The 25747-nt window shown below is 68.7% G+C and carries 30 protein-coding genes; 22 read left to right on the top strand and 8 right to left on the bottom strand.

Annotated elements, in window-relative coordinates:
• Positions 1-36 precede the first annotated feature (36 nt).
• The 4 genes from FZN60_RS10440 (at position 37) to FZN60_RS10425 (ending at position 3884) form a co-directional block, all read left to right on the top strand.
• Positions 37-1134: a branched-chain amino acid ABC transporter substrate-binding protein gene (locus FZN60_RS10440; protein WP_158873430.1), complete on the top strand. Its 1098-nt coding sequence runs from the start codon at positions 37-39 to the stop codon at positions 1132-1134.
• Positions 1131-2141 carry a P1 family peptidase gene (locus tag FZN60_RS10435; RefSeq protein WP_158873429.1) on the top strand — a complete coding sequence of 337 codons (1011 nt, stop codon included), beginning with the start codon at positions 1131-1133 and terminating at the stop codon, positions 2139-2141. Before FZN60_RS10440 ends, FZN60_RS10435 begins: the two co-directional genes overlap by 4 nt.
• Positions 2142-2199: 58 nt before the next feature.
• Positions 2200-3546: an adenylosuccinate lyase gene (gene purB / locus FZN60_RS10430; RefSeq protein WP_158873428.1), complete on the top strand. Its 1347-nt coding sequence runs from the start codon at positions 2200-2202 to the stop codon at positions 3544-3546.
• 95 nt (positions 3547-3641) lie between these two features.
• On the top strand, positions 3642-3884 hold the full coding sequence (locus FZN60_RS10425; protein ID WP_158873427.1) for a hypothetical protein: 243 nt from the start codon (positions 3642-3644) through the stop codon (positions 3882-3884).
• A 12-nt stretch (positions 3885-3896) separates the two neighbouring features.
• Here FZN60_RS10425 and FZN60_RS10420 read toward each other — a convergent pair whose 3' ends face one another.
• Entirely contained in the window at positions 3897-4682 is a 786-nt protein-coding gene (locus FZN60_RS10420; protein WP_158873426.1) for an endonuclease/exonuclease/phosphatase family protein, read from the bottom strand.
• Between the two features lie 206 nt (positions 4683-4888).
• On the opposite strand from FZN60_RS10420, the gene cls reads away from it, so the two are divergent.
• From cls to FZN60_RS10405, 3 genes are read left to right on the top strand one after another with little or no spacing between them, the layout of a single operon-like run.
• Entirely contained in the window at positions 4889-6337 is a 1449-nt protein-coding gene (gene cls / locus FZN60_RS10415; protein WP_246726697.1) for a cardiolipin synthase, read from the top strand.
• Between the two features lie 15 nt (positions 6338-6352).
• On the top strand, positions 6353-6775 hold the full coding sequence (locus FZN60_RS10410) for a bleomycin resistance protein (protein ID WP_158873424.1): 423 nt from the start codon (positions 6353-6355) through the stop codon (positions 6773-6775).
• A gap of 53 nt (positions 6776-6828) precedes the next feature.
• Complete coding sequence (locus tag FZN60_RS10405) at positions 6829-7389, top strand: RBBP9/YdeN family alpha/beta hydrolase (RefSeq protein WP_158873423.1); 561 nt, start codon at positions 6829-6831, stop codon at positions 7387-7389.
• Positions 7390-7419: 30 nt separating this feature from the next.
• Here FZN60_RS10405 and FZN60_RS10400 read toward each other — a convergent pair whose 3' ends face one another.
• Positions 7420-7737 (bottom strand): DUF1476 domain-containing protein, encoded by a 318-nt coding sequence (locus FZN60_RS10400; protein ID WP_158873422.1) that lies wholly within the window; start codon positions 7735-7737, stop codon positions 7420-7422.
• 236 nt (positions 7738-7973) lie between these two features.
• On the opposite strand from FZN60_RS10400, the gene purC reads away from it, so the two are divergent.
• From purC to FZN60_RS10335, 13 genes are all read left to right on the top strand, one after another.
• Entirely contained in the window at positions 7974-8738 is a 765-nt protein-coding gene (gene purC, locus FZN60_RS10395) for a phosphoribosylaminoimidazolesuccinocarboxamide synthase (RefSeq protein WP_158873421.1), read from the top strand.
• A 70-nt stretch (positions 8739-8808) separates the two neighbouring features.
• Positions 8809-9051 carry a phosphoribosylformylglycinamidine synthase subunit PurS gene (purS, locus tag FZN60_RS10390; protein WP_158873420.1) on the top strand — a complete coding sequence of 81 codons (243 nt, stop codon included), beginning with the start codon at positions 8809-8811 and terminating at the stop codon, positions 9049-9051.
• Positions 9052-9099: 48 nt separating this feature from the next.
• Positions 9100-9651 carry an RNA 2'-phosphotransferase gene (locus FZN60_RS10385; RefSeq protein ID WP_158873419.1) on the top strand — a complete coding sequence of 184 codons (552 nt, stop codon included), beginning with the start codon at positions 9100-9102 and terminating at the stop codon, positions 9649-9651.
• Positions 9652-9724: 73 nt separating this feature from the next.
• Entirely contained in the window at positions 9725-10276 is a 552-nt protein-coding gene (locus FZN60_RS10380; protein ID WP_158873418.1) for a hypothetical protein, read from the top strand.
• Positions 10273-10956: a phosphoribosylformylglycinamidine synthase subunit PurQ gene (gene purQ / locus FZN60_RS10375; protein ID WP_158873417.1), complete on the top strand. Its 684-nt coding sequence runs from the start codon at positions 10273-10275 to the stop codon at positions 10954-10956. Before FZN60_RS10380 ends, purQ begins: the two co-directional genes overlap by 4 nt.
• Complete coding sequence (locus FZN60_RS10370) at positions 10953-11369, top strand: hypothetical protein (protein WP_199266535.1); 417 nt, start codon at positions 10953-10955, stop codon at positions 11367-11369. Before purQ ends, FZN60_RS10370 begins: the two co-directional genes overlap by 4 nt.
• The gene (locus tag FZN60_RS10365) at positions 11354-12031 is read left to right on the top strand and encodes a hypothetical protein (RefSeq protein ID WP_158873416.1); all 678 of its coding nucleotides are present in this window, start codon (positions 11354-11356) and stop codon (positions 12029-12031) included. The genes FZN60_RS10370 and FZN60_RS10365 overlap by 16 nt, the downstream gene beginning before the upstream one ends.
• Positions 12032-12054: 23 nt before the next feature.
• Positions 12055-12474: a hypothetical protein gene (locus tag FZN60_RS10360; protein ID WP_158873415.1), complete on the top strand. Its 420-nt coding sequence runs from the start codon at positions 12055-12057 to the stop codon at positions 12472-12474.
• A gap of 127 nt (positions 12475-12601) precedes the next feature.
• Positions 12602-14836 (top strand): phosphoribosylformylglycinamidine synthase subunit PurL, encoded by a 2235-nt coding sequence (purL, locus tag FZN60_RS10355; RefSeq protein ID WP_158873414.1) that lies wholly within the window; start codon positions 12602-12604, stop codon positions 14834-14836.
• A 74-nt stretch (positions 14837-14910) separates the two neighbouring features.
• Positions 14911-15144, top strand: a complete 234-nt coding sequence (locus FZN60_RS10350; RefSeq protein WP_158873413.1) for a BolA family protein — start codon at positions 14911-14913, stop codon at positions 15142-15144.
• A 7-nt stretch (positions 15145-15151) separates the two neighbouring features.
• The gene (locus FZN60_RS10345; protein WP_158873412.1) at positions 15152-15529 is read left to right on the top strand and encodes a hypothetical protein; all 378 of its coding nucleotides are present in this window, start codon (positions 15152-15154) and stop codon (positions 15527-15529) included.
• Positions 15526-15873: a Grx4 family monothiol glutaredoxin gene (grxD, locus tag FZN60_RS10340; RefSeq protein ID WP_158873411.1), complete on the top strand. Its 348-nt coding sequence runs from the start codon at positions 15526-15528 to the stop codon at positions 15871-15873. The genes FZN60_RS10345 and grxD overlap by 4 nt, the downstream gene beginning before the upstream one ends.
• 166 nt (positions 15874-16039) lie before the next feature.
• Positions 16040-17323 (top strand): multidrug effflux MFS transporter, encoded by a 1284-nt coding sequence (locus tag FZN60_RS10335; protein WP_158873410.1) that lies wholly within the window; start codon positions 16040-16042, stop codon positions 17321-17323.
• On the opposite strand, the gene ttcA is transcribed toward FZN60_RS10335, so the two are convergent.
• From ttcA to FZN60_RS10310, 5 genes are all read right to left on the bottom strand, one after another.
• Complete coding sequence (ttcA, locus tag FZN60_RS10330) at positions 17324-18220, bottom strand: tRNA 2-thiocytidine(32) synthetase TtcA (protein ID WP_158873409.1); 897 nt, start codon at positions 18218-18220, stop codon at positions 17324-17326. It lies immediately after the preceding gene.
• Positions 18221-18294: 74 nt separating this feature from the next.
• Positions 18295-18912, bottom strand: a complete 618-nt coding sequence (gene rpsD / locus FZN60_RS10325; RefSeq protein ID WP_158873408.1) for a 30S ribosomal protein S4 — start codon at positions 18910-18912, stop codon at positions 18295-18297.
• Between the two features lie 232 nt (positions 18913-19144).
• Positions 19145-19303, bottom strand: a complete 159-nt coding sequence (locus FZN60_RS10320) for a YqaE/Pmp3 family membrane protein (RefSeq protein ID WP_158873407.1) — start codon at positions 19301-19303, stop codon at positions 19145-19147.
• 70 nt (positions 19304-19373) lie between these two features.
• Positions 19374-20168, bottom strand: a complete 795-nt coding sequence (murI, locus tag FZN60_RS10315) for a glutamate racemase (RefSeq protein WP_158873406.1) — start codon at positions 20166-20168, stop codon at positions 19374-19376.
• Entirely contained in the window at positions 20165-20929 is a 765-nt protein-coding gene (locus tag FZN60_RS10310; RefSeq protein ID WP_158873405.1) for an RNA methyltransferase, read from the bottom strand. The genes murI and FZN60_RS10310 overlap by 4 nt, the downstream gene beginning before the upstream one ends.
• A 204-nt stretch (positions 20930-21133) precedes the next feature.
• Between FZN60_RS10310 and FZN60_RS10305 the strand changes: the two genes are divergently transcribed.
• Positions 21134-22345 carry an NADP-dependent isocitrate dehydrogenase gene (locus tag FZN60_RS10305; RefSeq protein ID WP_158873404.1) on the top strand — a complete coding sequence of 404 codons (1212 nt, stop codon included), beginning with the start codon at positions 21134-21136 and terminating at the stop codon, positions 22343-22345.
• A gap of 170 nt (positions 22346-22515) precedes the next feature.
• Positions 22516-22899, top strand: a complete 384-nt coding sequence (locus tag FZN60_RS10300; RefSeq protein ID WP_158873403.1) for a PRC-barrel domain-containing protein — start codon at positions 22516-22518, stop codon at positions 22897-22899.
• Between the two features lie 81 nt (positions 22900-22980).
• Here FZN60_RS10300 and alaS read toward each other — a convergent pair whose 3' ends face one another.
• Entirely contained in the window at positions 22981-25662 is a 2682-nt protein-coding gene (gene alaS, locus FZN60_RS10295) for an alanine--tRNA ligase (protein WP_158873402.1), read from the bottom strand.
• Between the last annotated feature and the right edge of the window lie 85 nt (positions 25663-25747).

Here is a 25747-nt window from a genome sequence, read left to right as displayed (position 1 = left end):
CGCCAAGGCCCTGCCGGATGGTTAAAAGCAGAAGCCATGCCGGTTTGCTTCCGCACGTTCGCCGCGCCACTCGTCCTCGTCTCGGTGCTCGGCCTCGCCGCCGTCCCGGCGCGCGCGCAGGCGCCGGCTCCGATCGGCGTCGCCGCGCCTTTGACCGGGCCGGTCGCTCTCCTCGGCCGGCAGATCGTCGCCGGCGCGCAGGCCGCATCGGGCGGAACACCGATCCTGTCGGCCGACACCCGCTGCGAGGCCGAAGGCGGTGCCGAGGCCGCGCGGCAGCTGCGGGCGGGAGGCGCCCGGATCGTCGTCGGCTTCCTGTGCGCCGAAGCGCTGGAAGCCGCCCTCCCGATCCTCGGCGAGGCCGGCATTCCGACGATCGCGGTCGGCGTGCGCGCCGACCGGATCACCGACAACCGTGCGCGCTCCGGCGCTCTCGTCTGGCGCCTCGGCCCGCGCTCCGACGCCGAGGCGCAGGCGCTCGCGCGGGCGATCCGCGAGCGGTGGGGGGCAGCGTCCTTCGCCCTCGTCGACGACGGCGGCACGGAGTCGCGGGCGCTCGTCGACGCGGTGCGCGCGGCGCTGGAGTCCGAAGGCCGCGCTCCTGCGATCGCCGTCACGCTCCGGGCCGGAGCGGCGAACCAGTCGCTGCTCGCCGGCCGCCTCGCCGCATCCGGCGCCCGCAACGTCGTGATCGCCGCCGGGCCGGGCGACGCGGCGGTGCTGGCGCGCGATGCGGCCGCCGCGGGCACACCGTTCGCGCTTATCGGAAGCGAGAGCCTGTTCGACGAGAGGGCTGCCGGCGAAGCGCCGGAGCTCCCGGCGGGCACCCTCGCCGTCGCCGAGCGCGGCTTCTACCCGTCGAGCGATCCCGCGGCGCCCGGCGCCGACGTCGATCCGTCCGCCGCCGGCTATCGCCGGCTCGCGACGGCGGCGGTCGAGATCGCGAATCAGGCGCTTCGGGACGCGGGCGATACCGCCGAGCTGCGCGATGCCCTGGCGGCCGGCGACTTCGCGACGATCCTCGGGCCGATCTCCTTCGACGAGAAGGGGGATTCGAGCCTCGACCATTTCGGGCTGTACGAATGGCGGGACGGCCGCTTCCAGCCCACTGATGCAGCGGAGGCGACGCGATGAGCTGGCTTTCTCCCGGTCCCCGCAACCTTGTCACCGACGTCGCCGGCCTATCCGTCGGCAACGCTCAGGACGAGCGGCTGAAAAGCGGCGTCACCGCCCTCCTCCTCGACCGCCCTTGCGCGGCGGCGGTGGAGATCCTCGGCGGCGCCCCGGGCACGCGGGAAACCGAGCTGCTCGCGCCCGACAAGCTGGTGAGCGGCATCGACGCGCTAGTCCTGTCCGGCGGTTCGGCCTTCGGCCTCGACGCGGCGTCCGGGGTCCAGGCGCATCTGCGGGCCGCCGGCCGCGGCTTCGAGGTGGCGGGCTTCCGCGTGCCGCTCGTTCCCGCCGCGATCCTGTTCGATCTCGCCAACGGCGGCGACAAGGACTGGGGCCTCCACGCCCCGTATCGCGAGCTTGGCCTCGCCGCCGCGCGGGCCGCGAGCGCCGACTTCGCCCTCGGCAGTGTCGGCGCGGGCACCGGCGCGACGACCGCCGTCGTCAAGGGCGGTCTCGGCTCGGCCTCCGTCGTGCTTCCCTCGGGCGTGACGGTCGGCGCCCTCGTCGCGGTGAACGCCGTCGGCTCGCCGCTCGTCGGGCTCACGCGCCATTTCCGCGCCGCGCCCTTCGAAGTCGGCGCCGAGTTCGGCGGGCTGGGCCTGCCGGTGCCCTGGCCGGCGGATGCCGCGACGCCGCGCACGAAGTTCACCGTCTCGCCCCGCGAGAACACGACCATCGCGATCGTCGCGACGGACGCGGTCCTCGACAAGGGCGGCGCCAAGCGTCTCGCCGTGGCAGCGCATGACGGGTTCGTTCACGCGCTCTGGCCCGCGCACACCGACTTCGACGGCGATCTCGTCTTCGCGGTCGCGACGGGCGCCAGCGGCATGGCGCCAGACGGCGCGGACCGGGTCGAACTCGCCGCCGCCGCGACCGGCGTCATGGCCCGCGCGATCGCGCGCGGGGTCTTCGCGGCGACGGCCGCGGCGGGCGACCGGCTTCCCGCTTGGCGCGACCTTCCGATTTGAGGCGGCGGCCCGGCTCTGTTAGAGCGCGCAGAACACTGTCCAGACGCGCGAGCCGCCCATGATCCCCCGCTACTCCCGCCCCGAGATGACGGCCATCTGGTCCCAGGAGACCAAGTTCCGCATCTGGTTCGAGATCGAGGCGCATGCCTGCGACGCGCTGGCCGAGCTCGGGGTCATCCCGAAGGAAGCGGCGAAGACGATCTGGGAGAAGGGCGGCGCCGCCACCTTCGACGTCGCGCGCATCGACGAGATCGAGCGCGAGACCAAGCACGACGTCATCGCCTTCCTCACCCACCTCGCCGAGTTCGTCGGGCCGGAGGCGCGCTTCGTCCACCAGGGCATGACCTCGTCGGACGTCCTCGACACCTGCCTCAACGTCCAGCTCGTGCGGGCGACCGATATCCTCCTGAACGACATGGACGCGTTGCTCGCGGCGCTCAAGCGCCGGGCCTTCGAGCACAAGGACACCGTCACGATCGGGCGCAGCCACGGCATCCACGCCGAGCCGACCACCTTCGGCGTCAAGCTCGCTTTCGCCTATGCCGAGTTCGAGCGCTGCCGCCAACGCCTCGAAGCGGCCCGCGCCGAAGTCGCGACCTGCGCCATCTCGGGCGCGGTCGGCTCCTTCGCCAACATCGACCCGCGCGTCGAGGAGCACGTCGCGAAGGCAATGGGCCTGGCGGTGGAGCCGGTCTCGACGCAGGTCATCCCGCGCGACCGCCATGCCATGTACTTCGCGACGCTCGGCGTCGTCGCCTCCTCGATCGAGCGCTTGGCCACCGAGATCCGCCACCTCCAGCGCACCGAGGTCCTGGAGGCGGAGGAGTACTTCTCGCCGGGCCAGAAGGGCTCCTCGGCGATGCCCCACAAGCGCAACCCGGTGCTGACGGAGAACCTGACGGGCCTTGCCCGGATGGTGCGCGCCTATGCCATGCCGGCCATGGAGAACGTCGCCCTCTGGCACGAGCGCGACATCTCGCATTCTTCGGTCGAGCGCTACATCGGCCCGGACGCGACCATCACGCTCGACTTCGCCCTCGCGCGCCTCACCGGCGTCGTCGACAAGCTCCTCGTCTACCCCGAGCGGATGAGCGGCAACATGGACCGGCTGGGCGGCCTCGTCCATTCGCAGCGCATCCTGCTCGCGCTCACCCAGGCGGGCCTGTCGCGCGAGGATTCCTACCGCCTCGTCCAGCGCAACGCGATGAAGGTCTGGAACAGCTATCAGACCAGCGGCTCGGCGGACGTCGACTTCCTCGAGGAGCTCCTCAAGGATCCGGAGGTCACCGCCGCTCTCAGCCCCGAAACGATCCGCGAGAAGTTCGACCTCGGCTACCACACCAAGCACGCCGACACGATCTTCACCCGGGTCTTCGGAAGCGCCGACGCGCCCACCGCCGGTTGAGCCGGGGCCTGCACGCGGAACGATAAGCCGCCCGGAGGGCTTCTTCCCGCGAGACGGCCCGAATCCGTCGGGCCGCGTTCAGCGAGGAAGGCCTCATGAGCGACACGCGCCCGACCTTCACCCCTGCCGAGAACCGGCCTCGGCAGCGCCACGGCGCCGCCTGGTTCGCGCTCGTGGCGATCGCCGCGGCGGTGGTGATCTATTTCCTGTTCTTCACCGGACGCCCGGATGACGGCACCCTGACCGGCACCCTCCCGCCGACGGGGAGCCCCGCCGCGACCGTGGGAGGCAGCACCGCGCCCGCTCCGGCAGCACCTGCACCCGCCACGGCGAATTGACAGGCGCCTCGATCAGGCCGCCTCGGCCGAGTCCGCCGCGACCTCGGCCGGGCGGATGTCGAGGCGGAGCATGTGGTGGTCGGAGACCGGCTGCTCGATGATCTGCAGCTCGCAGCGCGAGGCGATGTCCATCGAGACGAGGCAGGTATCGAGGCTCGCCCGGTAGGGGCCGAAGCGGAAAGTCGGGCCCATCGCGCGGTTCAGGTGGAACAGCATGCCCGAGCGCAGGAGCGGCCGCAGCTCCGACACGCCGTGGAAGATGTTGAAGTCGCCCATGAGCACCGTCGGCCCTTCGCGCTCGTCGATCCACGAGGCGAGCTGCTCGAACTGCTGGATGCGCGTGCGGTGGCTCAGCGAGCAGTGGGCGATCATCACCCGCGTGCCCTCGATGTCGATGTCGTAGACCAGCCGCTTGCGGCCGTGATCGAGATAGCGCGACTCGAAGGTGATCGGCTTCGTCGCCAGGAAGGCGTTCGACTTGCCGCGCGAGATCGACATCCGCCCGAAGCGCTTTTCCCGGGCGTATTTCGAATCGACCTGGACGTGCGTGTGATGCTCCTCGGTGAGGTGCGGCAGCTGGTCGAGGAAGCCGTTGGTGAGCGACCCCTGGTCCACCTCCACGAAGCAGGACAGGTCGGGCTTGAGCCCGCGCAGCGTGTCCTTCACGAAGCCGAGGCTGCGCATCTGCGCCGCAACGGGCGTGTAGATGTGGTGGTGCAGGCGGCTCACGTGATGCACGATCGAGCCGTTGATGTCGCGCGAATAGCCCAGATTGGCGTAGACGATCCGAAGCGTCACTCTCTTACCTCTCCGGCTGCGAAGCCTCGTCGGCGTTGTAGGGCAGCCACGCGTCGCGATCGAGGCAAAAGCGCGCCGCCGACCTGAAGCTTTGGTAATGATGCGGGCCGGGGGGACACGAATCGTCGCGGTGCGCCCCATCTTGCATCGCGATGGTCCAGCGGTTGCGCGCCGGCGGCGGAGCGCGCTCACGGCGGAGTTGTTTCTTGGATTCGGGCTTCTTCGACGGGTGGATCTGGACAGCGGCGCTGTCGGCCGCCAACTGGATCATCATCTTCGGCGCGCTCGTCTACATCCCCTTCCGCCGCTCGCCGGCCGCGGCGCAGGCGTGGATGATCCTCTTCTTCTTCATGCCATTCATCGCGCTGCTGCTCTACGCCGTCTTCGGCCATGCCGAGCACCCGCGCTGGCGCAAGGAGCGGCTCAAGCGCCTGCCCGCGATCATCCGCGAGGCCGTCCAGGAACTCTCGCTCGACGAGATGAACCGCGCCCACGAGCTGCCCGACGATCACAGGCGCTCGGCCAACCTCGTCCAGAAGCTCGGCCGCATGCCGGCGGTGCCCGGCAACGCCATCCGTCTCGACGCCGACTACAACCGCGTCGTCGACGCGATCGCGGCCGACATCGACCGCGCGACCGACCACGCGCATATCATGTTCTACATCCTCCAGAACGACGAGGCGGGCAACAAGGTGCTGCGGGCGCTCGAGCGGGCGGCGGCCCGCGGCGTCACCTGCCGGCTCCTGATCGACGCCGTCGGCTCCTCCTCGGACCGGCGCGCCATCGCCGAGCGCCTGGAGGGTACGGGCGTCGACCTTCGCGTGATCCTGCCCTTGCGCTTCTGGAACCGGGCGACGCGCTTCGATCTGCGCAACCACCGCAAGATCGTCGTCATCGACGGCCTGATCGGCTGGGTCGGGTCGCAGAACATGCACCGCATCGAATACGAGCCGAAGACCTTCTACCGCGAGGTCATGGCCCGCGTTCTCGGCCCTGCGGTCCTGGAGCTCCAGGCGATCTTCATCGGCGACTGGTTCCTGGAAACCGAGGAGGACATCGCCTCCCCGGCCCTGATGCCGCCGTCCGACCCGAACGATTATCCCGGAACGGCCATGGCGCAGATCATGCCGACGGGACCGGACTACCCGGATTCGGGCGTCGACATCCTCTTCGCCGATCTCATCCACAATGCCCGTGAGCGCGTGGTCCTCGCCACACCCTACTTCATTCCGAACGAGCCGCTTCTGCGGGCACTGCGCACCGCCGTGGACAAGGGCGTCGAGGTCACGCTCTTCGTCACCTCGACGACCAACAGCCTCTACATCGACCTCGCCCAGCGCTCCTATTACGACGAGCTGCTGGCCTCGGGCGTCGAGGTCATGCTCTACCGGGAGCGCTTCCTCCACGCCAAGCACCTGTCGATCGACGACGACATCGCCGTCGTCGGCTCGGCGAACATGGACAGGCGCTCCTTCGAGCTGAATTCGGAGGTGACGCTGATCGCCTATGACGGCGAACTCGTCGCGCAGCTGCGCCGCATCGAGCGCGACTACATGCAGAAGAGCCACCGCCTCGTCGCCGCCGAATGGGAGCGCCGCGGCTTCTTCCCCCAGCTCGGCGAGAACATCATGCGCCTGATCAGCCCGCTGCTGTGACCGCGGGAGGCCCGGATGCTCAACGCCCTCGTCCCCGAACTCACGGTCTTCGACTGGCGCCGGAGCCTTGCCTTCTATTGCGATCTGATCGGCTTCTCAATCCGCTACGCTCGCGAGGTGAAGGGCTTTGCATACCTCGAGTTGGGCAGCGCGGAACTGATGATCGACCAGATCGATCTCGGGCGAGGCTTCCACGTGGATGAGCGCCTGCGCCGTCCGCTCGGCGCCGGCTTGAACATCCAACTCGCCGTGCCCGACGTGAGGGCGGTGCAGGCCAGAGTTCTAGCGGCCGGCCTGCCGCTCGTTCTTCCATTGGAGGAGCGCTGGTATCGACGCGCCGCCGACGAGATCGGTCAGAAGCAGTTCGTGGTCGCCGATCCGGACGGCTACCTCGTCGGGCCCATTCAGGTCGTGGGCACGCGTCCATCCCGACCGTGATCGATGCGCGAGTCGCTTGACAGGCGCCGCCCTCCTCCCCAATTCGCCGCACCATGCGCGTCAGCCAAGCCGACATCCTCATCGTGCCCGGATACAAGGGCTCCCCCGAAAACCACTGGCAGACCCGGTGGGAGCGAAAGCTCTCGACGGCGCGCCGCGTGGAGCAGGCCGAGTGGACGAAGCCGGTGCGCGAGGACTGGACGCACGCCGTGGCGGCCGCGGTCAACGAATCGGCGCGGCCCGTCGTCATCGTGGCCCATTCGCTGGGCGTCGCGGCGGTGGTGCAGGCCCTGCACCTCTTCCATCGGCCGGTGGCCGGCGCCTTCTTCGTGGCGCCGCCGGACGTGGCCAACGAGGCGATCCGGCCCAAGCACCTGATGACCTTCGGCCCCTATCCGCGCGACCCACTGCCCTTTCCGAGCATGGTGGTCGCCAGCCGCAACGATCCGTTCTCGGCCTACGAGACGGCGGAGGACGTCGCGGCGGCCTGGGGCTCGGTGTTCGTCGACGCCGGCGAGTCGGGTCATCTCAACGCCGAGAGCGGTCACGGACCCTGGCCCGAGGGCCTTCTGACCTTCGGAAAATTCATCGCCAAGCTGCCGACCCACGCCTGAGGCCGGCTGCGAGGCGATCGTCGGGGCGACTCAGGCCGAGCGGATCTGCTGTTCCGCCTCGATCAGGAAGTCCGCCATGTGGCGACGGATCTGGTGGTCGGACTGGTCCACCTTTCCGGCGTCGAAGTCGTGCCGGATCTTCTCGAACACGTCCTCCTCGCCCTCGCGCTGGAAGTCGGCCTTCACGACGTCCTGCGCGTAGGTTTCCGCATCTTGGCCGGAAAGGCCCAGCTTCTCCGCGGCCCAGAGCCCGAGCAGCTTGTTGCGGCGGGCGGTGACGCGAAAGCGCAGCTCCTCGTCGTGAGCGAAGCGGCTCTCGAAATCGCGCTCGCGATCGTTGAACGACATGACCTTCCTTTCCCGTTCTGGTGAGGCTGTTCGCTGGGTATCAATAGGGCCCGCGCGGGTCATTTGAAGGCACCGGGTCGCCCGGAAACCATGACCTTGCATTTTCCGCAGCGCGGCACGACTTGGTTACCCGCGATTGTTATAAAGTCGCGTATGGTCTATTCACCCGCACGACCGACCCGAGATTCCGCGCGCTCCACAAGGCGCGCCGCGCCCATTCACGATCGAGCTCTATGATGACACGTCGCCGCCGGATCTACGAAGGCAAGGGAAAGATCCTCTACGAGGGTCCCGAGCCTGGCACCCTGGTCCAGTTCTTCAAGGACGACGCCACCGCCTTCAACAAGAAGAAGCACGAGATCGTCGACGGCAAGGGCGTCCTCAACAACCGCATCTCGGAATACATCTTCTCGCACCTCAACAAGATGGGCATCCCGACGCACTTCATTCGTCGGCTGAACATGCGCGAGCAGCTGATCAAGGAAGTCGAGATCATCCCGCTCGAGATCGTGGTGCGCAACATCGCGGCGGGCTCGCTCGCCAAGCGCCTCGGCATCGAGGAAGGCACGGTGCTGCCGCGCTCGATCATCGAGTTCTACTACAAGGCCGACGCGCTCGACGACCCGATGGTCTCGGAAGAGCACATCACCGCCTTCGGCTGGGCCTCGCCCCAGGAGATCGACGACATCATGGCGCTCGCCATCCGTGTCAACGACTTCCTATCTGGCCTCTTCCTCGGCGTCGGCATCCAGCTCGTCGACTTCAAGATCGAGACGGGCCGGCTCTTCGAGGGCGACATGATGCGCATCATCGTCGCCGACGAGATCTCGCCCGATTCGTGCCGCCTCTGGGACGTCCAGACCCAGGACAAGCTCGACAAGGACCGGTTCCGCCGCGACATGGGCGGCCTCGTCGAGGCCTACCAGGAAGTGGCGCGCCGCCTCGGCATCATGAACGAGAACGAGCCGCCCCGCCCTTCGGGGCCGGTGCTGGTCAAGTAAGGCGGCGTCGGCCCGTCAAGCAGCCGGCACCGGCATTGAAGCTCGTTTATTCCAGGGACAGGCGGATTTCGTGATCAAGGCACGCATCGTCGTGACGCTGAAGAACGGCGTCCTCGACCCGCAGGGCAAGGCCATCGAGGGCGCGCTCTCCAACCTCGGCTTCTCCGGGGTCGGGGGCGTGCGCCAGGGCAAGGTCTTCGACGTCGTCCTCGACGGCGACGACAAGGCGGGCGCCAAGGAGCGCCTGTCGCAGATGTGCGAGAAGCTCCTCGCCAACACGGTGATCGAGAACTACTCGGTCGAGATCGCCTGAAGCGGACGCGCCGGTCTCCGCCGTCCGTCCGATGACACGGAGGCCGGCATGGCGCGCGACGCCGCCATTTCCAAATACATGAGCCTCGTCCTGCGCCATGACCCAGCTGCGGCGGGACTCGTGCTGGACGAGGCGGGCTGGACGGATTTCGATGCGCTCTGCCGGGCCGTGAAATCCCGCCTCGGCGCGGAAGCGGATGATGTCCGCCGCGTGATCGCCGAGAGCCCGAAGCAGCGTTTCACCATCAAAGACGGCCGCGTCCGCGCCGCGCAGGGGCACAGCGTCTCCGTCGACCTCGATTTGGCCCCGGCCGAGCCCCCTAAGCGGCTGTATCATGGAACGAGCCGCAACGTGCTCGGCGCCATCCTGGCCGAGGGTCTTCGCCGCGGCGCGCGCCACCACGTCCACCTCTCGTCTGACATCGAAACAGCACGCATCGTCGGCGCGCGGCACGGCGGCAAGCCCGTCGTTCTCAGCATCGACGCAGCCGGCATGGCGGCGGCCGGTGCGGTGTTCTTCCGCTCCGACAACGGCGTCTGGCTGGTGGAGGCGGTGCCGCCGGCGCATATCGAGGTTCTCGAAGGCGCCGCTATCCCATAGGATCGCGATCGATCGCGCGGCGCCGAAGTGCCGCTTGCGCGTGGGACAGGGAGTTGCAGCGATGCGACGACGCTTGGCACTGTCGGCAATCGTTCCCGCCGCCTTCGCCCTCCTCGCGAGCTCGCCCCCGGGACATGCCGAACCCGCACCGCCCGAATGGAGCGGTCCGCTCCACGGCCTTGCCGTCGCCGTGCCCAAGGGCTGGTCGTCGCGCCTCGAAGAAGGCCCCGGCGCCCGCGCGGTCGTCCTCACCTGCGAAACGGAAACCTGCAAGTCGACGCAGGAGAGCTGCACGATCACCGTGCCGAACTCGGCCATTCCCGGCCTGCCGGTCCCCGGTGCATGGCTCGTCGCCTTCACCATCGGCGACGAGGCGGAAGCGGACATCCTGGAGGACGCGCGCGAGGGCTCCGAGATCACCGCCGGTCCGGAAACCGTATGGATCGGGCGGCAATCGTGGTATGCGGCCGAAACGATGGCGCCCTACGGCTGGAAATCGCTCTATCAGGCGACGACCGTCGTCGGCGGGCGCTTCGTCAAGGTTCGCTGCTCGACCTGCGACCGGTCCGACCAGCGCTTCGATTTCGCCCGCAGCCTTTTGTCCAAGGTCCGCCTCGCCCGATGAACACCGTCGTCGTCCTTCTCCCCGGCCTCAACCGCGACCGCGACATGATCGCGGCTCTCACCGCCATCACCGGCAAGGCGCCCAAGACCGTCTGGCAGACGGAGACCGCGCTGCCCCCGGCCGACCTCGTCGTGGTGCCCGGCGGCTTCTCCTTCGGCGACTATCTGCGCTGCGGGGCCATCGCCGCCCGCTCGCCGGTCATGCGCGCCGTCGCCGAGGCCGCCGCCAAGGGCGTGCCGGTGCTCGGCGTCTGCAACGGCTTCCAGATCCTGTGCGAGGCCGGCCTCCTGCCGGGCGCCCTGATGCGCAACACCTCGCTGCGCTTCGTCTGCCGCGAGGTGAAGCTTTCGGTCGCCAACGCCGCGACGCGCTTCACCACCGCCTACGCCGAGAACCAGGTGATCCGCTGCCCGGTCGCCCACCACGACGGCAACTTCTTCGCCGACGCCGAGACGCTGAAGCGCATCGAGGGCGAGAACCGGGTCGTCTTCCGCTACGCCGAGGGCACCAACCCGAACGGCGCGATCAACGACATCGCCGGCATCGTGTCGGCCGAGGGCAACGTGCTCGGCCTGATGCCGCACCCCGAGAACCTCGTCGAGCCCGAGCACGGCGGCACCGACGGACGGGGCGTCTTCGAGAGCGTTCTCGGGCTCGCGCCCGCCAAGGCCGCCGCGTGAAGCGGCCGACCGTCGCCGCGCTGAGTCTCGTCGGACTGGCGCTCGCGGCCTGCGGAACGCCCGCCGCACCGCCCCCGCCCCAGCCGAGCGCGCCGAGCGCCAGCGCCGACACCGGGCTCGACCGCATGGAGCGTTTGACGCTCGCGGCGAACCGCTGCTGGTTCAAGTCGGGCGACGCGGCCTTCTCGCCCTACAGCCTCGCACCCGAGCTATCGTCCTTTTCGGGACGACCGCGCTTCCTGCTCGTGCCGCGCGGCCGCCCCGAAGCGCGCCCGCTGCTCGTGGTCGAAGGGCGAAGCGGGTCGGGTGAGGTTTCGGTCTACGGGCCGCTGATGGGCGAGGCGGTCGGCCGGCGCGCCGCGGCCGACGTCGATCGCTGGTCGAGAGGAAGTGGCAGTTGCAGCATCGCATAGGGAGCGCCGACGGCGCTCCTCTGATTCCCCGCCCGGGCCCTTGGCTTGCCGGCGCGGCTCTCCTCGTCCTCCTCGCCGTTCTCGCCGGAACCGGGTGGCGCGACGACGACGCGCTCGGCCGCACCTTCGCCGAGGACGGACCGGTCGAACTGGTCCAGGTGGCGGTTCTTCTCGTCGCCAGCGGCCTCTTCACCGTCACCTTCGCCCGCGGGCTCTTCGCCGTCGGACAGGCGAGCCTCGTCTTCGCCGTCGCGGCGATCATGGCCGCCATGCGCGAAACGCCGCGATGCGACAGTCCCTTCTACGAGGGCGGCGTCTGCATCGACGGGAACCTCAAGGACGGCGTCTACGTCGCCATGGCGCTGCTCGTCGTCGTCGGCCTCGTTTTGAAACCCTCGATCCGCCCGCGCCTCCTGACCTTCCGCCAGAACCTGATCGTCGCGCGTCATCTCCTGTGGACATGGCCGGCGGTCCTGGCCGCGGGGATGATCGCGTCCTCCGAGCTTCTCGAGGCGAGCGGCTTCTACCGGACCGAGGAAGCGCTCGAACTCGCCGCTTACCTTTATCTTGCCGCTTTCGCGGCATGGATGCTGCGCGAGGTCGATCGGCTGTCGGCGCAACTCGTCGGCGCCTTGGAGGCGGAGGGCGGATTCAAGCGATGATGCGGAGGATGGGAGCAAGGCTCATGCTGCCTCTCGTGGCGCTTCTGGCGAGCGGCTGCACCTCGGGCGCCGATCCGCTCGCCCTCGTCGAGCTGCCGGCATCGCCGCCCCTGCCGAGCTTCGCTCCGCTCCGGCCAACCATGCCGAACGGCCCGACCGCCGCCGAGGACGACTATCTCGACACGACGATCTCCGCCGTGTTCCGACGGCGCGCGGCCGAGCGCAGCCGCGGCTTCGTGTCGGCCGCGGGCGTCGACGGCTATGCCGTCTGCGCCCGGTCGCCCGCCAAGGGCCGCGGGGTCGACCACGCGCTCGTCGTCCTCCAGCGGCGCATCGTCGAGGGGCCGGTCAGCCAAGTCGAGGACGACGCGGTGATCCTACGCGGCTCCGCCGACACGCGGCCCTGCCGCGACGGGTCGCTCGACTGGGTGCCGGTCAGCTGACCGCCCTTTCCGCGCGCGCAATCCACCGCACGCGCGACGCCGCCTCTTTTTGCGCCGCACGCCCGATGTTAGAGGCTGGCAAACCGCCAGCGGCCGAGGCCGCCATTTCTTCGCAGGAGTACCAAGCATGGCGCCCGACACCCCGATCACGCCGGAGCTGGTGGCGAGCCATGGCCTCAAGCCCGACGAGTACGAGCGCATCCTCAAGCTCATCGGCCGCACGCCCTCGATCACCGAGCTCGGCATCTTCTCGGCCATGTGGAACGAGCACTGCTCGTACAAGTCCTCGAAGAAGTGGCTGCGCACGCTCCCGACCAAGGGCGCGCGCGTGATCCAAGGGCCGGGCGAGAACGCCGGCGTCGTCGACATCGGCGACGGGCTCTGCGTGGTCTTCAAGATGGAGAGCCACAACCACCCCTCCTATATCGAGCCCTATCAGGGCGCGGCGACGGGCGTCGGCGGCATCCTCCGCGACGTCTTCACCATGGGCGCCCGGCCGATCGCGGCGATGAACGCCCTGCGCTTCGGCTCGCCGGATCACCCGAAGACGCGCCACCTCGTCGCCGGCGTCGTCGCCGGGGTCGGCGGCTACGGCAACTCCTTCGGCGTGCCCACCGTCGGCGGCGAGGTGAACTTCCACCCGCGCTACGACGGCAACTGCCTCGTCAACGCCTTCGCCGCCGGCTTGGCCAAGACCGACGCGATCTTCTACTCCAAGGCGGAAGGCGTCGGGCTGCCCGTCGTCTACCTCGGCGCCAAGACCGGCCGCGACGGCGTCGGCGGCGCGACCATGGCCTCGGCAGAGTTCGACGATTCGATCGAGGAGAAGCGCCCGACCGTCCAGGTCGGCGACCCCTTCACCGAGAAGTGCCTGCTGGAAGCCTGCCTCGAGCTGATGGGCACGGGCGCCGTCATCGCCATCCAGGATATGGGCGCGGCGGGCCTCACCTGCTCGGCCGTCGAGATGGGCGCAAAGGGCGACCTCGGTATCCGGCTCGATCTCGAAAAGGTGCCGGTGCGCGAAAGCCGCATGAGCCCTTACGAGATGATGCTCTCGGAGAGCCAGGAGCGCATGCTCATGGTGCTCAAGCCCGAGAAGCGCGAAGAGGCCGAGGCCATCTTCCGCAAGTGGGGCCTCGACTTCGCCATCGTCGGCGAGACCACGGACGACCTGCGCTTCCGCATCCTGTTCGAGGGCAAGGAGGTCGCGAACCTCCCGATCAAGCAGCTCGGCGACGAGGCACCGGAATACGACCGTCCCTGGAACGAGCCGAAGCCGCCGGCCGCGTTCGAGCCGGGCGACCTGTCCCGCCACGACGTCGCCGACGCGCTTCTGAAGCTCCTCGGCTCGCCAGACCTGTGCTCGCGCCGCTGGGTCTACGAGCAGTACGACACGCTGATCCAGGGCAACTCGCTGCAGCGCCCCGGCGGCGACGCGGGCGTCGTGCGCGTCGACGGACACGCCAAGAAGGCCCTCGCCTTCTCCTCCGACGTCAACCCGCGCTATTGCGAGGCCGATCCCTATCGCGGCGGCGCGCAGGCGGTGGCGGAGTGCTGGCGCAACCTTTGCGCCGTCGGCGCCCTGCCGCTCGCGGCCACCGACAACCTGAACTTCGGCAATCCCGAGAAGCCCGAGATCATGGGCCAGTTCGTCAAGGCGGTGGAGGGCATCGGCGCCGCCTGCCGCGCGCTCGACTTCCCGATCGTGTCCGGCAACGTCTCGCTCTACAACGAGACGCACGGCCGCGCGATCCTGCCGACGCCCACCATCGGCGGCGTCGGCCTGATCGAGGACCGCACGCGCACGGCGCGCATCGCCTTCGCGGGCTCCGACCTCGCGATCCTCCTCGTCGGCGCGCCGCCTGCCTGGGGCTCGCATCTCGGCCAGTCGAGCTTCGCGCGGGAGATCCTGAAGAACGAGGCGGGCGCCCCACCGCCGGTCGACCTCGCTCACGAAAAGCGTGCCGGCGACATCGTGCGCGGCCTGATCGCGGCCGGCACGACAACGAGCGTCCACGACTGCTCGGACGGCGGCCTCGCCGTCGCGCTCGCCGAGATGGCGATGGCGAGCGGCATCGGCGCGAGCGTGCCGGGCCTCGTCGACGCCGACCCGGTCGCCGCCTTCTTCGGCGAGGACCAGGGTCGCTACGTCGTCGCCGTCGCCCGCTCCGAGGTCGAGGCCGTCCAGGAGAAGGCCGAGAAGGCCGGGCTCTTCGCCCCTTGGATCGGACTGACCGGCGGCGAGACGCTGGCGCTCGGCAAGGGCCGCGCCCTGGCGATCACCGAACTGACGGTCGCGCACGAGAGCTGGTTCCCGTCCTACATGGCCGGCACCGGCACGGGCGCCGCTGCCGCCGCCTGATTGATCGCGGGGGCCGACGCCCTTATCTTGGGAGAACGGCCCCTGCCGTTTCTCTCGCACAGGACACGCGCCCCATGCCCATGAACGCCCGCGACATCGAACGGATGATCAAGGACGGGATCCCGGACGCGCAGGTGACGATCCGCGACCTCGCGGGCGACGGCGACCACTACGCCGCCGAAATCGTCGCCGAGAGCTTCCGGGGCAAGTCGCGCGTCCAGCAGCACCAGATGGTCTACCAGGCGCTCGGCGGCAACATGGGCGGCGAGCTCCACGCCTTGGCGCTCCAGACCAGCGCGCCGAAGTGAGGGAACGATGAGCCAAGCCGCCAAGCCTGACGAGCAGCTTGCCAGCCACACCCTTGCCTATCTCCGTCGGATCGACCGGCGGCAGAACGAGATGGTGGATCTGTTCGTGCGCCAGCAGGAGCTGATCTCGCGTCTCGACCGAGACATGCGCGAAGGCTTCACGGAGATCCAACGCGACATCGCCGGACTTCGCACCGACCTTGCGAACCTGCGCCGCGACGTGCACGAAGTTCGATCCGACATCGTTCTCCTGGAGAACAACGTCCTCAACCGCGTCAACGCGGAATACGACCTCTCCAGCCGCATCACGCAGATCGAGGAGCGCCAGCTCGATCTTCCAGAAGCGGCCACCGCCCCCGACGACGAAAGTGGAACCCAACCATGACCGGCATCAACGACTGGATCGACAACGAGGTGAAGACCAACGACGTGGTGGTCTTCATGAAGGGCACACCCGCCTTCCCGCAATGCGGATTCTCGGGGCAGGTCGTGCAGATTCTCGATTACCTCGGCGTCGAGTACAAGGGCGTCAACGTCCTGTCCTCGGACGAGCTGCGCCAGGGGATCAAGGAATACGGCAGCTGGCCGACGATCCCGCAGATCTACGTGAAGGGCGAGTTCGTCGGCGGATGCGACATCATCCGCGAGATGTTCCAGGCCGGCGAGCTGCAGGACTTCTTCGGCCAGAACGGCATCGCGACTAAGGCGCAGGCTGCGGCCAACGGCTGACCGCTGCGTTCATAGCCTCTTCATGCAACGGCGGGCCTCGGTCCGCCGTTTCGCGTTTTTGGCCGGCCCCCCCGCGGATGGCCGCCGCGACCCCGTTGCCAAGCTTGCCTTGCTTATTTTGCGATGCGGCGTAAGAGGTGGGCCGCTCACCACAGGACACTTCCGAATGACGCAGGCAGCCCCCAACGCTGAAACCCGCGGGCTTCCCTATTGGGAACTCGTCACCATGATCGCCTGCCTGATGGCGCTCAACGCCGCCGCCATCGACATCTTCATCCCCGCGCTCCAGCAGATCGGCGCGGCGCTCGACGTCCAGTCCGAGAACCAGCGCCAGTTCGTCATCACCGCCTACATCGTCGGCTTCGGCGCTTCGCAGATCGTCTATGGCACCCTGTCCGATCGCTTCGGCCGGCGGCCCGTCCTGTTCTTCGGCCTCGGCATCTACGTCGTCGCCTCCTTCGCAGCCGCCCTCGCGCCGACCTTCGAGGTGCTGCTCGCCTGGCGCTTCATTCAGGGCGTCGGCGCGGCGGCGACGCGGGTCATCGCCGTGTCGGTGGTGCGCGACTGCTTCGGCGGCCCGCGCATGGCCAGCGTCATGTCGCTCGCCATGATGGTGTTCATGGCGATTCCGGTGCTCGCGCCCAATGCCGGCCAGCTCATCATGCAGTTCGGCTCCTGGTTCGAGATCTTCATCGCGGTCGGCCTGTTCGGCCTCTTCGTCACGGTCTGGGCCTGGTTCCGCCTGCCCGAGACGCTGCACCCCGAGGACCGGCGCGAGCTGACCTGGAAGCGCACCGCCGAGGCCTTTCGCCTCGTCCTCACCAACCGCGTCGCCTTCGGCTACACGATCGGCACGGCGCTAATTTTCGGCGTCCTGTTCGGCTTCATCAACCAGGCGGAGCAGATCTACACCCAGGTCTACCACCTCGGTCCGGCCTTCACGCTCTACTTCTCGCTCGTCGCCATCTTCATGGCCGGCGCGTCCTTCGCAAATTCGCGGCTCGTCCAGCGCTTCGGCATGCGCCCGCTGTCGCACGGCGCACTGATCGGCTTCGCGGGTCTGTCGATCCTGCAGGCGGTGATCGCCACGGCCTGGGGCGGCACGCTGCCCTTCCCGCTGTTTCTCGGCCTGATGGTGCCGACCTTCTGCCTCTTCGGCTTCATCGGCACCAACTTCAACGCCCTCGCCATGGACCCGCTGGGACACGTCGCCGGCACGGCCTCGTCCGTGCTCGGCTTCATGCAGACGCTGGGCGGCGGCCTGATCGGCGCCGGGATCGGCTACGCCTACAACGGCACGCTGATCCCGCTCTATGCCGGCTTCATCATCCTGTCGCTTCTGTCGCTGACGGCCATCACCATCGCCGAGGGCGGCAGGCTGTTCCGCCGCCGGCATCCCGTCGACGACCGCGCCGAAGACCAGACGCTGAGCGGCAAGCCCGCCGAATGATCAGCTCTCGCCCGCCGCATCCCGCGCGGCGGGCGAGAGGCCGGCGAAGTCGAACAGCGTCGTGTCGAGGAGTTGCGACGGCCGAACGCTGGCAAGCGCCCGCATCATGACGTCCTTGCGGCCGGGAAAGCGCGTCTCCATCTCGGCGAGCCACGCCTTCGTCGCGTTGCGCTGGAGCCCGTCCTGGCTGCCGCAGAGATCGCAGGGGATGATCGGAAAGGCCATCGCCGCGGAGAAGCGCGCGATGTCCTCTTCCGCCGAGCGGATCAGCGGTCGCAGGACGAAGAGATCGCCCTCGTCGTTGAGCAGCTTGCCCGGCATGGCCGAGAGCCGTCCGCCATGGACGAGGTTCATGAAGAAGGTCTCGAGGCAGTCGTCGCGGTGGTGGCCGAGCACGAGCGCCTCGCAGCCCTCCTCCCGGGCGACGCGGTAGAGGTTGCCGCGCCGCAGACGCGAGCAGAGCGAGCAGTAGGTCCGCCCCGCCGGCACCTTCTCCGTCACCACGGAATAGGTGTCGCGGTACTCGATCCGGTGCGGAATGCCGAAGCGGTTCAGAAAGTCCGGCAGCACTTGCTTGGGAAAGTTCGGCTGGCCCTGGTCGAGGTTGCAGGCGAGGAGGTCGACCGGCAGCAGCCCACGCCACTGCAGGTCGAGAAGGAGTGCCAGCAGCGCGTAGGAGTCCTTGCCGCCGGAGATGCCGACGAGCCAGCGCGCACCCGGCCGGATCATGCCATAGGCGTCCATCGCCTCGCGCACCTCGCGCAGGAGACGCTTCCTCAGCTTCTTGAACCCGACGCTGGACGGCGCCTCGGCGAAGAGCGGATGGCAACCGCCCTCGCCCGCCTCGCCGGCATCCGTGTCCGGCTCGTCCGCCGGTCTCGCCGCTTCGTTGAGCATGCCACCCTCCGAACATGCGAAAGGCCGCGCGAGGGGCGCGGCCTTTGCCATTCCGTCGTTTCCCGCGCCCGATCTTAGCGCGAGTAGAACTCGACCACGAGGTTCGGCTCCATCTGCACCGGATACGGCACGTCGTGGAGGCCGGGGGCGCGTGTGTAGGTCGCGACCATCTTGTTGTGATCGGCCTCGATGTAGTCCGGCACGTCGCGCTCGGCGAGCTGGGTGGCCTCGATGAGGACGGTCAGCTGCTTCGACTTCTGACGGACTTCGATGACGTCGCCCGGCTTGCAGGTGTAGGAGCCGATGTTTGTGCGACGGCCGTTGACGTTGACGTGGCCGTGGTTGACGAACTGACGGGCGGCCCAGATGGTCGGCACGAACTTCGCGCGATACACCACCGCGTCGAGCCGGCTCTCCAGCAGGGCGATCAGGTTCTCGGAGGTGTCGCCCTTGCGGCGCGCGGCCTCCTCGTAGATCTTGCGGAACTGCTTCTCGGAAACGTCGCCGTAGTAGCCCTTCAGCTTCTGCTTGGCACGGAGCTGCAGGCCGAAGTCGCTCATCTTGCCCTTGCGGCGCTGGCCGTGCTGGCCCGGGCCGTACTGGCGGCGGTTCACCGGGGACTTCGGACGGCCCCAGATGTTCTCGCCCATGCGGCGATCGATCTTGTACTTCGCTGACTCGCGCTTGCTCATTCGCGTTTTCCCAAAATGAGGAGGCGCCGAGCGGACGATTCCGCCGGCGCGGGAAACGCGCCCTCCTCTGCCCGCCGGTTGTGCGGACTGACAGGACATCGGGCCGGCGAGCGGCCCAGTCCACGGGACACGTAAAAGCGGCTGGAACGTGAAGCTCCGGCCGGCTGCGTGTCGTCTACAAGGGTGTCACACGGCTGTCAACCGAGACGCCGGGGCAAAAAGCCGAGCCCGATCAGCGCCTCGCGATGACCCAGACGGCGTGAACGATGCCGGGGATGTAGCCGAGGAGCGTCAGGAGAATGTTGATCCAGAACTGCTTGCCGAGGCCGACCTGGAGGAAGACGCCGAGCGGCGGCAGGAGAATGGCGATGATGATGCGGACGATGTCCATGGAACCCAGCCGGTTGGAATGATTGTTGCCTGCGCAACGCCCGGCTGCGGGGCTCGTTCCGTCTCCGCTCTCAGGCCGGCTCGGCCGCGACGAGGCCGAAGCCGCGGATCAGCGAGCGGGTCGCCGCGTCCGGTGGACCGGCGGTGAAGATCGCCCGGTCCAGCCCCATTTCCGAGGAATGCCCGTCCGGTGGCAGCAGCGCCAAGGCCCGGCGGGCGATGGCCTCGGCCGGGTCGAGCCAGTCGACCGGCCAGGGCGCCATCTTGCGCATGCGGTTGGCGAGGAACGGGTAGTGCGTGCAGGCCAGCACCACGATGTCGGTGCGCCGGCCGTCCTTCTCGACGAAGCACGGCTGAACTTCAGCGCGCACGGCCTCTTCCTCGACGAAGCCGTGACGCATGTAGGTCTCGGCGAGCGCCGCCAGCCGCACGCTGCCGACGAGCGTCACCTCGCACTTCGAGGCCCATTGCGTGATGAGATCGCGGGTGTACTGCCGCTTCACCGTGCCGGGCGTCGCCAGCACGCTGACGAGCCCCGAGCGGGTGCGCTCGGCGGCCGGCTTGATCGCCGGCACCGTGCCGACGAAGTTCATCTGCGGGAAGGCCGCCCGGAGATCCCCGAGCACGAGCGTCGAGGCGGTGTTGCAGGGGATCATGCAGAGCAGCGGATCGTGCTGCGCGATGAGCGTGCCGAAGAGATCGACGATCCGCACCCTGAGGGCCGCCTCCTCCCAGTCGCCATAGGGAAAGCCGGCATTGTCCGCGACGTAGACGAAGCGGCGCTCGGGCATCAGCACCCGCGCCTCGCGCAGCACCGTCAGCCCGCCGATCCCGGAGTCGAACAGGAGAACCGGCCGCTCGCTCATCGCGTCTCCTTCGCCATGCGATAATCCAGCGCCTTCAGGACGCCGCGCAGCGTGCGCACCTCCGGCTCGGTGAAGCCGGCCTTGGTCAGCATGGTCCTGAGGTTGGCCACGAGCACGTCCCGCTTCTCGGGCGGATGGAAGTAGCTCGCCTCGTCGAGAGTGGATTCCAGGTGCGTGAAGAAGCGGTGAAGATCGTCCTTGGGAGCCGGTGGCGCTTCGGGCGCCGAGAAGCGCGGCCCCGCATCCGCGTCCCGCCCGGCCCGCGTCCACTCGTAGCTCATCAGGAGGACGGCCTGGGCGATGTTCAGGGACGCGAAGGTCGGATCGACCGGAAAGGTCACGATCTCGTCGGCGAGCCCGACCTCCTCGTTCGACAGGCCGAAGCGCTCGCGCCCGAACAGGATGCCCGTCGGCTGACCGGCGGCGGAACGCGCCCGCAGCGTCGCGCAGGCCTCGTCCGGCCCGCGCACCGGCTTGTAGCCTTCGCGCGGGCGCGCCGTCGTCGCGTAGACGAAGCGAAGATCCGCGATCGCCGCCTCCACCGTATCGAAGACGCGCGCCGCGTCGATGACGTGGTCGGCGCGCGAGGCCGTCGCCCGCGCCTTCTCGTTCGGCCACCCGTCGCGGGGAGCGACAAGGCGCAGGTCGGCGAGCGAGAAGTTCGCCATGGCGCGCGCCACCATGCCGATGTTCTCGCCCATCTGCGGCTCGACGAGGACGATGGCGGGAGCGGGCGCGGCGTCGTCGGGGATCGGGTTCACGGCAGGACCGGAGAAGAAGGATGAGTCACGGGCGGGGACATAGCGGCTCCGCCCGCCCCGGCCAAGCACCGCGTCCCGATCGGCATCGCCCCCGCTCGGCGCTTTGCGTCGGGAAAGGCCGGTGTTATAGCCGCGCCAGGGCCCCGGCGCCGCGAAGCGTGCCGGACGGTCGATCACGAGACGCTGTTTGGAAGAGGGCGCGAGATGACGAAGATCAAGGTCGAGAACCCCGTCGTGGAACTCGACGGCGACGAGATGACCCGGATCATCTGGCAGCTCATCAAGGACAAGCTGATCCACCCCTATCTCGACGTCGACCTCCAGTACTTCGACCTCGGCATGGAGCACCGCGACGCCACCAACGACCAGGTGACGATCGACGCGGCGAATGCCATCAAGACCGTCGGCGTCGGCGTGAAGTGCGCGACGATCACGCCCGACGAGGCGCGCGTCGAGGAATTCGGCCTCAAGAAGATGTGGAAGTCGCCCAACGGCACGATCCGCAACATCCTCGGCGGCGTGATCTTCCGCGAGCCGATCATCATGAAGAACGTGCCGCGCCTCGTTCCCGGCTGGACCAAGCCGATCATCGTCGGCCGCCACGCCTTCGGCGACCAGTACCGCGCCACCGACTTCAAGTTCCCCGGCAAGGGCACGCTGTCGATCAAGTTCGTCGGCGAGGACGGCCAGCAGATCGAGCACGAGGTCTACCAGGCGCCCGGTGCCGGCGTGGCGCTCGCCATGTACAACCTCGACGAGTCGATCCGCGAGTTCGCCCGCGCCTCGCTGAACTACGGCCTCTTGCGCAGCTACCCGGTCTATCTGTCGACCAAGAACACCATCCTCAAGGCCTATGACGGGCGCTTCAAGGACATCTTCCAGGAGGTGTTCGACAACGAGTTCAAGGCCGAGTTCGACAAGCGCAAGCTCTGGTACGAGCACCGCCTGATCGACGACATGGTCGCGGCCTCGCTGAAGTGGTCGGGCGGCTACGTCTGGGCCTGCAAGAACTACGACGGCGACGTGCAGTCCGACATCGTGGCCCAGGGCTTCGGCTCGCTCGGCCTGATGACCTCGGTCCTGATGACGCCGGACGGCAAGACCGTCGAGGCCGAGGCCGCGCACGGCACGGTGACGCGTCATTATCGCCAGCATCAGCGCGGCGAGGAGACCTCGACCAACTCGATCGCCTCGATCTTCGCCTGGACGCGCGGCCTCGCGCACCGCGCCAAGCTCGACAACAACGAGGAGCTGAAGCGTTTCGCCGACACGCTGGAGACGGTCTGCATCCAGACGGTCGAGAGCGGCTTCATGACCAAGGACCTCGCCCTCCTCATCGGTCCCGATCAGCCGTGGCTCTCCACCACCGGCTTCCTCGACAAGATCGACGAGAACCTCCAGAAGGCCATGGGCTGACGCCGCGAACGACGGTTCAGCGCGAAATCGGGAAGGGGTCGGCGCGGGAACGCGCCGGCCCCTTTCGTTTTCGTGATCGGCCTCATCCGGGAATCTTGGTCGCGGCTCCGAACCATCCCGACGGGCTCGCGTTGGGGATGCATCGATAACCAACGGAGCATCTTCCGATCATGCTGAATCGCACCGCCGCCCTGGTCTTCGCCTCCGCGACGCTTCTGTCCGGCGCAGCCTTTGCCCAGGCGCCCGCTGCCGCACCCGCCCTGGTCGAGATCGCCGACACCGTGACCGTGCCCTCGCTCGGCATGACCGTCGACCAGATCGACGACATGAACGTGTACTCGGCTGACGGAACGGAGATCGGCGAAGTCGGCGAGGTCTACGGCACGACCGCGGATGCTGCCACGCACATCGAGATCGACTTCGATGACGACAACGGCAGCACCTATCCCGACCGCGACGACGTGCTCGTGCCGGTGGAGAACGTCTCGAACGCTGCCGGTCGGCTCGTGATCAACCTGACGCCGGAGCAGGTGCAGGCCCTGCCCACCCGCTGACCGACGCGCGCGACGCCTGAACATGACGAAGCCGGCGGAGCGATCCGCCGGCTTTTCCTTTGTCGTCGATTTGCCGGCCGATCAGGCCGCGGCCTGCTCCGCCTGGACGAGAGCGGCCTCGACCGCTTCGATCGCCGCCCCGGCGCGGCTCGCGTCCGGACCGCCGGCCTGGGCCATGTCCGGCCGGCCACCGCCGCCCTTGCCGCCGATCGCGGCGCTCGCCTCGCGCACCAGAGCGACGGCGTCGAGGCGCCCCGTGAGGTCCGGCGTGACGCCGACCACGACGCTCGCCTTGCCCTCCTCCACGCCGACGAAGACGACGACGCCGGAGCCGAGGCCCGCCTTGGCTTCGTCGACGAGGCCCTTCAGGTCGCGCGCCGGCACCCCTTCGAGAACGCGGCCGACGAAGCCGACGCCGCCGACGACGCGGCTTGCAGCCCCTTCGCCCGAGCCCGTCGCCGGTCCGGCCATGGCGAGGCGCTTCTTGGCCTCGGCGAGCTCGCGCTCCAGCCGGCGCCGCTCCTCGATGATCGCGTCGAGACGATCGGCGGCTTCCGAGGGCGCGACGCGCAGCGCCGACGCCATGCGGCGGACGCGCGCGTCCTGCTCCAGGAGATAGGCGCGCGCGGACGCCCCGGTCAGCGCCTCGATGCGCCGCACGCCGGCTCCCGTCGCGCTTTCCGACACGACGTGAACGAGGCCGATGTCGCCCGTCGCCCGCACGTGCGTGCCGCCGCAGAGTTCCAGCGAGTAGGTCTTGCCGACCTTCTCGCCGTCGGTCGCGACACCCATCGAGACGACGCGCACCTCGTCGCCGTACTTCTCGCCGAACAGCGCCATGGCGCCTTCCGCGATCGCGTCGTCCACCGCCATCAGCCGGGTCGAGACCGGCGCGTTCTGGAGGATGATCGCGTTGGCGATGCGCTCGACCTCGGCCAGCTCGGCCGGTTCGATGGGCTTGGGATGCGAGATGTCGAAGCGCAGGCGCTCGGGCGCGACGAGCGAGCCCTTCTGCGCGACGTGACTGCCCAGCGTTTCGCGCAGCGCCTCGTGAAGGAGGTGCGTCGCCGAATGGTTGGCGCGGATCTTGGCGCGGCGCCCGTGGTCCACTTCGAGGTCGAGCGCGGCGCCGATGGTCAGCGTGCCTTCCACGACGCGGCCGCGATGGACGAAGAGGCCGTCCGCGTACTTCTGCGTGTCCGATACCTCGACCCGGATGCCGTTGCCGCGCAGCACGCCGGCATCGCCGACCTGGCCGCCGGACTCGGCGTAGAACGGCGTCTGGTTGAGAACGATCGAGACCTCGCTGCCGGCCGGGGCGTCCTGCACCTCCTGCCCGTCGCGCACGAGCGCGACGACCGCGCCCTCCGCCCGCTCGGTATCGTAGCCGAGGAACTCGGTCGCGCCGACGCGCTCGCGGATCCCGAACCAGATCGCGTCGGACGCCGCCTCGCCGGAGCCCGCCCAGCTCGCGCGCGCCTCGGCCTTCTGCCGCTCCATGGCGGCGTTGAAGCCGGGAAGGTCCACCTCGATGCCGCGCGCGCGCAGCGCGTCCTGCGTCAGATCGAGCGGGAAGCCATAGGTGTCATAGAGCTTGAAGGCGGTCTCGCCCGGCAGGCTCGCGCCCTGGCCGAAGCCTTCGGTCGCCTCGTTGAGGAGGTTCAGGCCGCGGTCGAGCGTGACGAGGAAGCGCTTCTCCTCGAGCTTCAGCGTTTCGGCGATCAGCGCCTGCGCGCGTCCGAGCTCCGGATAGGCCAGCCCCATCTCGGACACGAGCGCCGGAAGGACGCGGTAGAGCACCGGCTCCTTGGCGCCGAGAAGGCGGGCATGGCGCATGGCGCGGCGCATGATGCGGCGAAGCACGTAGCCGCGGCCCTCGTTCGACGGCAGGACGCCGTCGGCGATCAGGAAGGCGGTGGAGCGCAGGTGATCGGCGATGACGCGGAAGGACGCGTCGTTCTCGCCGTCCGGACCGCGGCCGATCGCTTCGGCCGTCGCCTGGATCAGGTGGCGGAAGAGGTCGGTGTCGAAGACGCTCTGCACCCCTTGCAGGATGCAGGCCATGCGCTCCAGGCCCATGCCCGTGTCGATCGAGGGGCGCGGCAGCGGCGTGCGCTCGCCCGGCGCCGTCTGGTCGAACTGCATGAAGACGAGGTTCCAGAATTCGAGGAACCGGTCGCCGTCCTCCTCCGGGCTTCCCGGAGGGCCACCCCAGACGTGCTCGCCCTGGTCGATGAAGATCTCCGAGCACGGGCCGCAGGGGCCGGTGTCGCCCATCTGCCAGAAGTTGTCCGAAGTCGGGATGCGGATGATCTTGTGATCCGGGAAGCCGGCGATCTTCTTCCACAGCGTCGCCGCTTCCTCGTCCTCCGAATAAACGGTGACGAGCAGCTTGTCCTTCGGCAGGTCGAAGTCCTTGGTGACGAGGTTCCAGGCGAGCTCGATTGCCCGCTCCTTAAAATAGTCGCCGAAGGAGAAGTTGCCGAGCATCTCGAAGAAGGTGAGGTGCCGAGCGGTGTAGCCGACATTATCGAGGTCGTTGTGCTTGCCGCCGGCGCGCACGACCTTCTGCGCGGTGGTCGCGCGGCTGTAGGGGCGCGACTCGAGACCGGTGAAGACGTTCTTGAACTGGACCATGCCGGCGTTCGTGAACATCAGCGTCGGGTCGTTGCGCGGCACGAGCGGCGAGGACGCGACGACCTGATGCTCGTTCTTCTCGAAGAAGCGAAGAAACGTCGACCGGATGTCGTTGACGCCGCTCATGGGAAAACCTCGAACCGTACGAAACACGCGCCCGTGCGCCGCGGCCGAGGCCGCGCGGGCGTCGCGGTTTTAGCGTCGGGCGCCA

The organism is Antarcticirhabdus aurantiaca (assembly GCF_009765365.1).
GTDB classification, from domain to species: domain Bacteria; phylum Pseudomonadota; class Alphaproteobacteria; order Rhizobiales; family Rhizobiaceae; genus Antarcticirhabdus; species Antarcticirhabdus aurantiaca.
This window is presented reverse-complemented; position numbering and strand designations above follow the sequence as displayed.